Annotated in this window: 9 protein-coding genes; all 9 read left to right on the plus strand. The window is 37.0% G+C overall.

Going from position 1 to position 13578, the window contains the following annotated elements; translation table 11 throughout:
- Window positions 1-96: 96 nt before the first annotated feature.
- Entirely contained in the window at window positions 97-2238 is a 2142-nt protein-coding gene (locus F4694_RS01680; RefSeq protein ID WP_218895481.1) for an LTA synthase family protein, read from the plus strand.
- 146 nt (window positions 2239-2384) lie between these two features.
- Window positions 2385-3254, plus strand: a complete 870-nt coding sequence (gene galU, locus F4694_RS01685) for a UTP--glucose-1-phosphate uridylyltransferase GalU (protein WP_179595162.1) — start codon at window positions 2385-2387, stop codon at window positions 3252-3254.
- A 53-nt stretch (window positions 3255-3307) separates the two neighbouring features.
- The gene (galE, locus tag F4694_RS01690) at window positions 3308-4321 is read left to right on the plus strand and encodes a UDP-glucose 4-epimerase GalE (protein ID WP_179595163.1); all 1014 of its coding nucleotides are present in this window, start codon (window positions 3308-3310) and stop codon (window positions 4319-4321) included.
- A gap of 105 nt (window positions 4322-4426) precedes the next feature.
- Entirely contained in the window at window positions 4427-6067 is a 1641-nt protein-coding gene (locus F4694_RS01695; RefSeq protein ID WP_179595164.1) for a cell wall-binding repeat-containing protein, read from the plus strand.
- A gap of 101 nt (window positions 6068-6168) precedes the next feature.
- On the plus strand, window positions 6169-8250 hold the full coding sequence (locus F4694_RS01700) for a cell wall-binding repeat-containing protein (RefSeq protein WP_179595165.1): 2082 nt from the start codon (window positions 6169-6171) through the stop codon (window positions 8248-8250).
- Window positions 8251-8294: 44 nt separating this feature from the next.
- Window positions 8295-9002, plus strand: coding sequence for a hypothetical protein (locus F4694_RS01705; RefSeq protein ID WP_179595166.1), 708 nt, complete (start codon window positions 8295-8297; stop codon window positions 9000-9002).
- 105 nt (window positions 9003-9107) lie between these two features.
- Window positions 9108-11345, plus strand: coding sequence for a SpoIID/LytB domain-containing protein (locus F4694_RS01710; protein ID WP_179595167.1), 2238 nt, complete (start codon window positions 9108-9110; stop codon window positions 11343-11345).
- A gap of 212 nt (window positions 11346-11557) precedes the next feature.
- A complete protein-coding gene (locus F4694_RS01715) occupies window positions 11558-12835 on the plus strand; it encodes a nucleotide sugar dehydrogenase (RefSeq protein ID WP_179595168.1) in 1278 nt (425 codons plus the stop codon).
- A 32-nt stretch (window positions 12836-12867) separates the two neighbouring features.
- The gene (locus F4694_RS01720; protein WP_179595169.1) at window positions 12868-13575 is read left to right on the plus strand and encodes a WecB/TagA/CpsF family glycosyltransferase; all 708 of its coding nucleotides are present in this window, start codon (window positions 12868-12870) and stop codon (window positions 13573-13575) included.
- Window positions 13576-13578: the final 3 nt, after the last annotated feature.

Consider the following 13578-nt stretch of genomic DNA (forward strand, 5'->3'; position numbering starts at 1 on the left):
AAATCAACTAATTGGAAAGTTAACTCGAATACTGGGTTAGCTTTCTTTGCGTTTGGTGCAAACTGAAGGTATACTAAAAAAAATTATTTGAAGGGATTGTCCAACAATATGAAGGGTATCAATCATCTGGTTTCTAACATAAGACCCTCTAAAAGTGGATTATTATTGGCATTAACGGCCGGTGCCTTTTCACTTTTCACCCTCATGATCATTGAAGTCATACATAGAGATTCATTTACCGCATTTTTTGCTTGGGCGAGTTCAAGTACTGTGTCATTTGTCATTACCTTCTTCTTATTATTCTTTTTAGTCGGGGCACTGCTATTTTTACCAACGATTCTTTTTATTACCCTAATCATAGTTGAAACCATCTTTCTATTTATTGTGTCGCTCGGAAGCTTTATTAAGTTTCAATTAAGAGGGGAATACTTCACACCAGCTGATTTATATGCGCTAAATGAAGGTGCTGATATTTCTACATTAATGAATGATTTAATAGGATGGAAAGAAATAGCTGGTTTTGTAGTAACATTATTACTTCTTTTGGTTTTTTGCCTTTTCTTTGTACGTTTAAAAAACAGGGTTTCCTTTCGTAAGCGCTTAATCCTTTCTGCTATTTCTATCCTATGTATCGCAATAATTTGTACGCAGCCGTCGTTATTTACGTTTAGAAGTTATTCCAAAGAGGTGCCAACGGTTGAAAGTTATCGGGTGTTTGGTTTTGTCGGTGCTTATTTAACTTTAGTAGAGAAAGCGATAATCGCTGTCCCGGACCATTACGATAAGGATGAAGTAGAGAAAATAGTTAAAACAGTGAATGCCACCCCGACAGAGGATGTGGTAGATCCAGATTTTCAACCCAATATTATTGTGGTACTCGCAGAAGCGATGTGGGATCCGTTATTGTTGAAAAATGCGGATTTTAAGGAGGATCCACTGCCATACTTTCGGTCATTAATGCAGAATTATTCTTCCGGCAGTCTGTTAACACATGTCTATGGCGGAGGCACCTTTAATACCGAGTTAGAGGTTTTGTCGGGCCTATCGACGCGGTTTGCTCCTGAGGAGGTCTACTATAATCAAGTGAATCGGCCGATTGATTCATTAGCCTATTTATTAAGAAAGCAAGGATATCATGCAACAGCTATTCATAATTTTAAAAATTGGTATTATACCCGAAAAGATATCTACGAGCTTATAGGGTTTGAAAGATTTTTCAGTATGGAGTTTTTCAATAATCCAAGTTATATAGGTCCATATATTGATGATAGAATATTAATGAAAAAGGCGCTATCAGAATTAAAAAATACAAAAGGTCCTGACTTTTTAAATGTCGTCACGGTAGCGAGCCATGGTCCCTATAATGATATCCGTTATAAGGATCTGCCGATATTAGCAACAAGCAGTAGGAATATGACCGAGTTATCTAAGTATATCCTAAACCTTTATACCAATTTGCTAAAAGATGTAGATGACTCCATTCGCATATTAATTGAAGGTGTAAAGGAAATAGATGAGCCAACAATGGTGGTAATCTATGGGGATCATTTACCGTTTTTAGGGGAAGAATACGCTGTTTATCGAGAACTAGATTACTTTCACGGTGATTTAAACAATCATGAGGAATACAAAAAGATGTACCAGACACCATTAGTAGTCTGGGATAATTTTGGAGGAGAAACAAAGAAAGAAGATTTGCGTATGACCCCTAATTTTCTAGGGTCCTATATCTTAGCAAATGCGAAGAAGGAAATGTCGCCAATCTTCCGCCTCAGCCGTGACCTATATAAACAAGGGGATACCGTTATTCCTAAAAAGACCTTTTATGAAGAAGAAGGAGTTAGAGAAGAAGATTTAATGGATTATCAACTGCTTCAATATGATGCCTTAAAGGGTAAACAGTATAGTTATGCTAACAGAAATCTTAAACCGTTTGCGGGTTATGTATTAGGTAATGGTAAAATAAAAATTGATTCGGTTCAGGTTGAGAAAGAAAATAAAGGAACGTACCGTTTGAACATACGGGGAGAGAATTTTGTTTCTGGTGCAACGATTTTTATTGATGGAAAAAAGAAAAAAATTAAGTTTACCAATGAGAACTTAATTTCCACTACGATAAAGATGAATGGAGATTCATCGGATGAAACTTCCCCACATGAAATAAGAGTTGCCGTTCTCGACGATGATGGGAAGACGATCATTGAAGAATCAAATTCAAAGACAATAAAATTAAAATGAAATTAGAAATTAAAGAGCTTTATGAAATGCTTAAGTTTTGTCAATTGTCCTTTAGGTTATTGGATGTTATTGCTATAATAATTTGAAGGATATCCTGTAAAACACTTCTTTAAATGGTTCAAATTAAGGAAAGGTTGGAATAAAAGATGAAAACGGTAAAAAAAGCGATCATTCCAGCAGCTGGACTTGGAACAAGGTTTCTGCCAGCGACCAAGGCAATGCCTAAAGAAATGTTACCTATAGTGGATAAACCAACGATTCAATATATTGTTGAAGAAGCCATTGAGTCTGGAATCGAAGACATCATCATTGTAACAGGAAAAGGGAAAAGGTCGATTGAGGATCATTTTGATAATGCATATGAACTTGAACAAACGTTATTGGAAAAAGAGAAGTTCGAGTTATTAGAAAAAGTTCAAGAAGCTTCAAAGATGGTTGATATCCATTACATTCGCCAAAAAGAACCAAAAGGTCTTGGACACGCTGTCTGGTGTGCACGGAATTTTATTGGCAATGAACCCTTTGCTGTTTTACTCGGGGACGATATCGTTCAAGCAGAAACGCCTTGTTTGAAGCAATTAATTAATGAGTATGATAGAACGCATTCTTCGGTTATTGGAGTTAAACAAGTTCCAGAAGATGAGACAGATCGCTATGGTATTATTGATCCGATAGAGCAGTTTGAGCGGTCATTCCAGGTTAGAAACTTTGTCGAAAAACCAAAAAAAGGCACAGCACCATCTAATTTAGCGATTATTGGAAGATACATTTTCACCCCGGAAATTTTCTTATTTTTAGATAAGCAAGAAATTGGTGCAGGCGGTGAGATCCAGCTGACAGACGCTATTCAAAAGTTAAACCAAATTCAGCGTGTGTTTGCCTATGAATTTGAGGGACAACGATACGACGTTGGCGATAAGCTCGGTTTCATTGAAACCACGATAGAATTTGCTCTTCAAAAAGAGGAGCTAAGGGACGACTTACTAAAATTTATGTCACAAAAGCTTAATAGGTAATCACAGAGTAAAAATGATTTTTTAAATGAATAGGACAGGAGTGTATTTCATTTATGGCAATTTTAGTTACAGGCGGGGCAGGTTATATTGGAACACATACATGTGTGGAATTATTAAATAGCGGCTATGAAATAGTAGTAATTGATAACCTCTCAAATAGTAAACCGGAAGCACTAACTCGTGTGAAAGAATTAACAGGGAAAGACTTTAAATTTTACGAAGTTGATTTACTAGATCGGGTAAAGCTAGAAGAAGTTTTTTCAGATAATCAAATAGATGCAGTCATTCATTTTGCTGGACTTAAGGCTGTAGGAGAATCCGTGTCGATACCCCTTCATTATTATCATAATAATATCACTGGTACTTTGATTCTGTGTGAAGTAATGAATAAATTCGGAGTGAAAAATCTAGTATTCAGCTCTTCTGCAACCGTATATGGTATGCCTGAACGGATGCCAATTTCAGAGGAAGATCCACTTAGTGCAACCAACCCGTATGGAAGCACGAAGCTGATGATTGAACAAATTCTACGTGATTTGTTGGTATCCGATTCATCATGGAGTATTGCCTTACTTCGCTATTTTAATCCTATCGGCGCACATGAAAGCGGCCGAATTGGGGAAGACCCGAATGGTATTCCCAATAATTTAATGCCATTTATTACACAAGTTGCTGTAGGCAAACTAGAGAAGCTTCGGGTTTTTGGAAATAAATATCCAACCGTTGACGGTACAGGGGTACGGGATTATATCCATGTGGTTGACCTAGCGAAAGGTCATCTAAAAGCCCTTGAAAAGATTATGGATGCAACTGGAGTAGAGGCCTATAACCTAGGTACAGGGATTGGTTTTAGTGTTTTAGAGATGGTAAAGGCATTTGAAAAAGCTTCTGGAATCAATATTCCATATGAAATTGTCGAAAATAGACCAGGAGATGTTGCAGTTTGTTACGCTGATTCAACGAAAGCTAAGGCTGAGCTTGGCTGGACAGCTGAAATAGGGATTGAAGAAATGTGCAGGGATTCGTGGAAATGGCAAAGTGAAAATCCAAATGGTTACGGCAAATAAATAGAAAAATAATTTTAATGCCTTCCTAATTAATTTTTAGGAAGGTTTTCATTTGGAGAATATTGTACCATTTGCTAGATTGATATGTTTTATTGGGGGATTAGAATGGCAAACAAACTAAAAGTCTTTTCATCATTTGTAATAATCTGCTTAATTACACTATTTTTTCAATATAAAACTGCGTTGGCAGAACAAGTAAGAATATCAGGCGGTGACAGATTTATTACGGCAGCAAACATCTCAAAGGCAGGCTGGGAGACTGCCGAAACAGTAGTTCTTGCGCAGGGACTGGATTTCCCGGATGCATTAGCAAGTGTGCCTTTGGCCAAAAAATTAAATGCTCCTATCTTGCTAACTCGCTCTAATGCACTTCCGTCTGTAACTATAGAGGAAATAAAAAGATTAAAAGCTAAAAATGTCATGATTATGGGTGGACCTGCAGCAGTATCGTTAAATATTGAAGATGATTTAGTAAACAATTTGAAGCTCAATGTAAAGAGAATTGGCGGGGAAACCCGTTATAAAACAGCTGAAGCGATTGCTGCTGAAATGGGGCAATACACTCAGGTTTTCATTGTAAATGCGAATAATTTTCCTGACGCATTATCCATTGCTCCTTATGCAGCTAAAACGGGTTCACCGATTCTATTAACAAAGTCTGATTTCTTACCCATGGAAGTAAAGCAGGCAGCAGATAAGGCAGAGAAGCGGTATGTAATAGGAGGGCAAGTTGCCGTAAATGACGCAATTCAGGCAGAATTAAATGCAGAGAGAATTGCTGGTCAAACTCGTTATGATACATCCGCCCTAATACTAAATACTTTTTATAAAATTCAGCCCTATCTTTATTTTGCTACTGGAGTGGAATTTACCGATGCTTTAGCTGGATCGGCTTTAGCCGCTAAAAATGAGAGTGGAATAGCACTTGTGAGACCAAATGCCATACCACCCGAAATTCAGGATAGTTTAAAAAACTATCAATTTACTAAAACATTTGTCTTAGGGGGCCCTAAGGCAATTCAACAAGATACAGCAGACCAATTGGATCAGCAGGTTATTTATGAAATTAAAGATCAAAGCAACCCAATCATCTTCTATATGCCACATTCTGATGATGAATTGTTAGCTGCCGGCGCAGGAATTGACCATTATCTCAGCCGGGGATTTGATGTGAAGGTAGTCCTATTAACAAAGGGGAAGGCTTCTGGGGTATACCAACGGCTACAATCGCAATTTCCTGAATTAACTTTAGAAGAATTTGGGGAAGCAAGGGTAAAAGAGTTTAAAGATTCACTTTCGAGATTAGAAGTCAAAGAGAACAATATATTTGTATATGATTTTCCGGATTCTGGGCTGACTGAAGAGGATGTAAGGAGTGTCATAATGGATTTTGAAAATCGGTTCCCTAATGCAGAACACAGGGCCCTTTCATTTGAAGAGGCGAATAAAGACCATCGTGCCACGGGAATCGCATTAAACAATTTGTATTGGGAGGGGCAGGTTAAAAATGCTCGCTTTTATATCTCCCCATATTTGGAAAACCGTTTCATTAAAGGTTTTTATATTGAACCTATTCACAGAAGTAGAGTGATAGATGCAATTTTCGCATACAAACTCTTTAACCCTGAAGAAGGAAGATATTCAATCGGCTATCAATCTGTTCCAGGAATGTTTGATCGATTAGAGGAAAATCCCGTTAGTAAGGTACACATGCCGGACAAGAACTTTATCAGTGAGGAGAGTTAAAATTTAGTAATTTCTATGCAAAATATAGAAAAATTTGTAGAATTTACTGTTATAATGTAATAGAGATAAAATTTTTGTAGAAGTGTGGGAAGGAGTTTGGAATGAAGCAAAAGATTTATAGTTTGATAGGAATGGTCATCTTATTCGCTATTTTCCTTTTTCCAGGAGGTGTTTTTGCTGAGAAAATGGTCGTTATTGACCCAGGGCATGGCGGTAAATTCACTGGAACCTGTGGGTATACGAAGGAAAGTGGTAAGGACTTGTGTGAAAGAGATGTTAATTTATCCGTTGGATTGAAACTAAGAGATGCACTTAAATCCTCGGGTATTAAAGTATTTATGACACGTGAAACTGATATAGGTTTCGCCTCAAATTCAAGTGATGATCTTAGAGCAAGGACAAATCTTGCCAATGGATTTATAAAAGGAAATAACGATAATAGTATTTTTATTTCCGTTCACCACAATGCTTCACCAACAAGCCCCTATGTAAAGGGCTACGAGACGTATTACTATGATTATCATAACTTGGACCCAATGTATCCATATGATCCACTCCAAGTAAAATACTTAAATGATAGTAAACGATTTGCAGAGGTTATTCACCCAAATGTGGTAAGTGCACTTGGATTAATTGATCGAAAAATCCATAATGATCAAAGTTTTTATGTTATTCGTAATACTCAAATGCCTTCGGTGTTAGTGGAACTTGGGTATATGACGAATCGGGATGAGGAAAGCAGAATTAAAACAGCTGATTATCAACAAAAAGCTGCACAGGCTCTTGCCAACTCAATCATCGCCTATTTTAAAGTCTTTGACGTCTATCAAAATGAAACCAAGAAAGCTACATTTAAAACTAAAAATGAAGCAATCAATTATGCTCAAACACTTAATGGTAATGTAAGAGTGTTTGATAAAGATACACAGCAGAATGTTTGGGAAAATAGTAACTTTGAAGTCTATCACAAATCAATGGGGCTATTAAAAAGTTTCGCCAACGAACAAGAAGCCATTGCTTATGCATCTGGTTATGCAAATACGAGAGTAATAGAAAAGGCATCCGGTGATACCATTTGGGCAAATTTCTTTACTCAACGCTATATTGTTCAAGACCAACAAGGAACTAACTCTTCGTTCTTTGATTTTAATAAAGCCGTTTCATTTGCACAAAGCAAACAAACTGCAAGAGTGGTAAGAGCCAATTCAAATGAAATCATTTGGACTAGCTTTCCAAATGAACAGATAACAAGAAGTCTACAAACTAGCCGATTGGATGGTGCAACGCGCTACTCAACCTCAGTTTCTATTTCAAAGATGTTACATCCAAATGGCTTTACTGCAGATATGGATAAAACGGTTATTTTAACGACAGGAGTAGAACCTGCGGATGCGTTATCTGCTGGTCCTTTATCAGCTATATACGGACAAGCACCAATTCTTTTAAATAATAGCAGCAGTTTACTTCCTGAAGTAAAAGATGAACTAAAACGCTTAGGGGCAACAAAGGTAGTCATTATCGGAGGACCAGTGGCGATTTCTCCTAATGTAGAAAATGCGATAATCTCTTTAGGTATTCAAACAGAAAGAATATCTGGTGCAACGCGCTTTGAAACAAATTTACGTATTGTTGAAAAGTTAGGGTCCGTAGATGGAGTGTTTGTTGCATCTGGTATGAGCTACCCTGATGCATTAGCTTCAGCACCAATCGCGGCCGCTAATAACTGGGCCATTGTGTTAACTGAACAAAATAATATGTCAGCTGAGACTTTAAAATATCTTAGTGGTAAGAAAACGGTCATTCTTGGAGGACCGAATGTAGTTTCTCAGTCTATTCAAAATCAACTAGTCCAACAAAATGGGACTCAGAATGTAGTTAGACTTTCAGGTTCTGACCGTTACGAAACGCTCGCAAGTATCCTTTGGTATTTTAAAGATCAGATGAAATCCGATACCATTAATATCGCTACTGGAGCAAATTTCCCAGATGCACTGACAGCGGCCCCGTTATCCATTCAGAATAAAGCACCACTTATTCTATTAGGCAATGGTCTATACAAAAATATTGAATCTTTCCTTTATCAATATACTGAGGAAAATTTAATCAAACGCGTTAATGTTATCGGCGGCCCTGTAGCTGTACCACAATCCTTAGAGACTATGATTGTAAATAAAGCAAAATAAGCGAACTCTTCCTGAGTTTGCTTTCTTTTTAGAAAGGAGAAAAAATGATTAGGTTTTTACTCACTGTGCTTCTACTCGCAGGAAGTATTACGGGTTGTTCACTATTTTCTGAAGACGAAAAGGATAATAGTGCAGCAAAGAATAAGAGTGAAGAAAAGATTGTTGAATCGAATAGCCAAAATGAGAATGATAGTAAGAGTGCTAAGAAGGAGCCCATTGTGGATTCAGAATCGGCTGAAGAGGGACTAATGGTTTATCGTCCGAAAATGGGTGTAAAGAAGACTTTTATTGATCATGAAAATGTTGAATCCCTTACAGAGGAAGTTGTCTTTGAGAATGGAGACTATATTCAAAGTATCGTCACGATTGGTCAATCACCAAGTGTGATGATTTACAAATGGAATAAAGATGAAATTTCTATAATAGAGACAATAAAAAATCCCGATAATCCAAATAACAACTACCTGGATGGTTTCAAAGAAGTTAACAAACAAGAAATTATGATTTCTTTGGCAGACTCTTTAAAGGCAGATTGGAAAGTTATTAGTCAGAATGAAACAGTTCAGACACCCTACCAAACTTTCAGTAATGTCTATGTCATTCAAAAGACTACAAATGAGGTAGAAGGAGCAGAAACCATTTACACCAATTATTTTGCACCTGGGATTGGACTGATAAAAGAATCATTCGAATTAACCGGAGACCAAGGGTATAAGGCTGAATCTCTGTTGCAAAAGATAGAAGAATTGTAAATAGGGAAATGTTACATCCTATCGGTCTATTGCTGAAATTTGTAAATCTATGTATCATTATGTCTAGTAAGATATAACTATTTCATTTTTATTGGGGGAGAATAAATGAAAAAAGCTATATTAGGTTTTCTTCTATTGCTGCTTTTGCTTCCGTTAGCTATTTCTCCGGAAAGTGCAAGTGCAGCAACTGGGGGACCTATAGTATCAGTTAAACTAAACAATTATTTGGGACTACAAAAAAGTATTCAAGTTAATGTTAGTGGTAAGTACATTGTACAAGGTGATACCAATACGAATCTCCTTACCAATCAAAATTTTACCGTTCGCATTGAGAATGGATCAATAGCATTATATAAAGATAATAGTCTTGTGAAAAATTATGGTACTACTTTTGTTATTATTCCAGAACAATATGGTACTAGTAACTATGTTTCTATTAACGGCAGGAACTACCTAGGTGATATTCAATTTACTGTATCAGGTACTTCAATCCAAACAATGAATAAACTCCCGCTTGAAGATTATTTAAAGGGAGTGGTTCCGTATGAAATGCCTGCTGGCTGGGACGTTGATGCTCTAAAGGCTCAAACTATTGCAGCAAGAACGTATGCATTAGCTAGAATTAATAATGTCATTGATGATACCATTTCCTATCAGGTTTATGGCGGTTATATTTGGAATAGTTCTCTATATGCAAATTCCAATAATGCTGTTGAAGAAACAAATGGTCAAGTATTAAGGTATAATGGTAATTTAATTTCTGCTGTTTACTCATCAAGTAATGGCGGACATACTGAATCAAATTCAAACTATTGGGGTTCAGCATATGTACCTTATTTGCCATCTAAGCCAGATCCATACGATCCACAAATTCCTTGGACTTTGTCAGTAAATAAGCAGCAGTTTACTACGACTGGCTTAGATTTATTAAATCCAGACGCATGGTGGTCTAAGGTTTCTGAAAATCCGAATGACAAAAGTGTAATAAATAATATAAAGAGTTATATTAATAATAATTATTACCCAAAGAACGAAATAAAAATCGCATCTGTTCCTAAACTTGAAATTTCTAATGAGAAAAATTCAAGCGGAAAAAGTACAAAAGGATCCCTAGTTGTAAACTATTTCATGAAGAATGCTGATGGGACTTACGTAAGGAATTCAGGCAGTCAGTTACCGGAAAACTACTCCGTTACACTGGCAGGAAATACCCGCTACGAAACGAGCACAGCAATTGCTAATGAAGGATGGAGCCAATCTGATGCAGTTATCGTCGGTCGAGGAGATATTCCTGTTGACGCCTTGACGGGTACAGTTTTAGCGAAAAAGTATAATGCTCCATTATTATTAACGACATCGACTTTTGTGCCTCAACCCGTAGTAGATAAAATAAAATCATTAAATCCATCAAAGGTTTATGTATTAGGTGGTAATATCGCAATAACAGATGATGTTATCAAACAGATTGAAACTACAGGGGCAGTAGTTGAAAGAGTTTTCGGGGAAACAAGATATGCAACGGCTGTGAAGATTGCTGAACAGATTACGGGTTCTACAGAGCTTATTATTACTAGCGGCAGCAGTGAATCTCCAGATGCTTTATCAATTGCTTCATATGCGGCAAAAAATCAGATTCCGATTCTAGTTACAGCAGCAAACGGATTACCTGAGGATGTTAAAGGCTATATTAAAAATCACCAAATAAGTAAAGCATATGTAATTGGTGGAACAGTAGCCGTTTCAGAAAACGTAGTGACCGAAATGAAAAGTCTTGGAATAAGCAACATTGAGAGGATAGCCGGTGAAAAACGCTATGATACAAGTGTTGAGATTGCCAAGAGATTTAACTTTGATTTAAATAATGTATTTTTTGCAAACGGTGATTTATTTATTGACGCCTTACCAGGAGCTGCATTAGCTGCCCAATATAATGCGCCGGTAATTCTTACACAGAAAGATACATTTTCAACCGCACCAAAAGCATGGGTGAAAGGCTTATCTGTGAGACCAAAGGTATACTATCTTGGTGGACCGGCTGCAATCGCCAATACTACAAGAGCGGAAATAAAAAATACCTTCCTCGGAGATATTAAATTATTTACACTTGAAAAAGAGAATGTAGGAATTGGAACTCTCAGATCCATTCTTGGAGGAGCTTTGTTTAAAAGCTACCATATTTCAAGTGTAGCAAACAATGGAACGACGGTTACCATTAACGGAAAAGGGTATGGTCATGGTGTAGGTATGAGTCAGTATGGTGCAAAAGCAATGGCAGATGCTCCAAACAATAAATCTTATACTGAAATCTTAGAATTTTACTACCCAGGAGCTACTTTTAAGTAAATATTTTTTGCGGGATACAGTGGAACATTACACTGTATCCTTTATTTTGAGTGATAAAGAAGTCTTAACAGTTTAAACGACTCCAAATTAAAATTTAATATCGTGTATGATTATCTTACAATATGTTCTAGTAGGAAATACTGTCGGATGGCGACAAAATTCGATATAATGAAAAATAGGCTAAATTGTAATTTTGAAGGGAAGACATACTTGTGATAAATAAAATTTGTGTGATAGGTCTAGGCTATATTGGTCTTCCGACTGCAGTCATGTTTGCGAACTATGGTAAACAAGTCCACGGTGTGGATACAAATGAGGAGATCGTCAATAAAATAAATCAAAAGCAACTGCATATAGAAGAAAAAGGACTTAAAGAAAAATTAATAAAAGCAATTGACCAAAGGCAATTAACGGTTTCTAGTCAGCCAGAACATGCAGATGTCTTTATTATTGCTGTTCCTTCACCGATTAAGGGTGATAAAACTGCAAATTTAAGTTATGTAGAAAAGGCTACGGAATCTATCGCTCCGTATCTGCAAAAGGGTAATTTGGTTATCCTAGAATCAACTGTACCTCCCCTAACGGTAGAAAAAGTCATGCTGCCAATTCTAAAGCAAACAAATTTAGAAATTGGAACTGAACTTTTTGTAGCACACTCACCAGAAAGGGTTATTCCGGGAAAAGTTTTTGAGGAATTGATAAATAATGATAGAATAATTGGTGGGATTAATGACAAATCTTCGGAATTAGCGGTTGAATTATACCGAACCTTTGTTGTTGGCGATATTCATATTACGGATGCAAAAACGGCAGAGTTGGTAAAGGTAATTGAAAATACCTACCGCGATGTAAATATCGCATTTGCTAATGAACTTGCCAGAATTTGTGATAATCTTAACATTAATGTTTGGGAGGCCATTAAGCTTGCCAACCACCATCCGAGAGTAAACATTCATAGCCCAGGACCTGGAGTCGGTGGTCACTGTATAGCTGTAGATCCATGGTTTTTAGTTGAGCTCCAGCCAGAAACGGCGAGAATGATTGGACTAGCTAGGAATATTAATGATTCCATGCCGCTTTATACAACCAATAGAGTAACATCCATATTAAATCAAAAATCCATCCATCATGGAAAAGTAGCTTTACTTGGGTTATCCTATAAAGCAGACATCGATGACACTAGGGAAAGCCCTTCACTAGATGTTATCAGAGCGCTGGAAGAACAAAAAGTAGAATACAGTGTATTCGACCCGCATATTAAAGAACAAATATTTATTAAGCAGGCTGCTACGATTGAAGAAGCAGTAGAACATGCGGATTTGATTCTAATTATGACGAACCATCTAGAATTTAAAAAGTTGAACCCAGAGAGCCTTAAGGATAAAATGAGAACGAAAATAATTTATGATACAAAAAAGTGTATCGATGAAGATAAATGGAATCAGGCAGGATTTGAGGTGCACGTATTGGGTGATTCAAGCTCAAATTAAAACACTGCTTCCCAATTAGATAGGTGGATATCATGAAAGAAAATCTCCTAGGCGTAAATGTTAGTAATGAAACATATGAACAAATAACACAGAAACTATTAGACAGGATCCGTCATAATCAAAAGTCATTTATTGTTGCGATTAATCCTGAGAAGATTATGAAGGCCCAAAATGACGCTCAATTAATGGAACTCCTAAATAAAGCCGATTTTCAAATCCCTGATGGAGTAGGTATACTCTTAGCTTCAAAATTAAGGGGAGGCAAAATTCGTCAAAGGGTAACCGGTATTGATCTAATGATGCATCTTTGCAAGGCTTTTGCGAAGAATAATAAATCCATATTTCTCTATGGCGGCCAGCCCGGTGTTGCGGAAAAGGCGTGTGAGTGCCTCAAAATTCTCTATCCAGGTATTAATATTACAGGCGTCTTAAATGGCTATGAAAAGGATGAACAGATAGTTAGAAGTACCATTAATCGTGCAAATCCTGATATTGTATTTGTTGCGCTTGGCAGTCCCGTGCAGGAATACTGGATCGTAAATAATATGAATCATCTCTCGGCTCAGGTGTTCCAGGGAGTGGGAGGTTCGTTTGATGTTATCTCCGGGCGTGTTAAGCGGGCACCTTCGATTTTTAGAAGGTTTGGTCTGGAATGGCTGTACCGCCTTTTAAAAGAACCAGTTCGGTGGAAGCGCCAAACCATTCTTCCTAAATTCTTAATAAAGGCACTGAAGGAATAATGC

Source organism: Neobacillus driksii, from assembly GCF_013409995.1.
In the GTDB taxonomy this organism is placed as follows: Bacteria; Bacillota; Bacilli; order Bacillales; family Cytobacillaceae; genus Neobacillus; species Neobacillus driksii.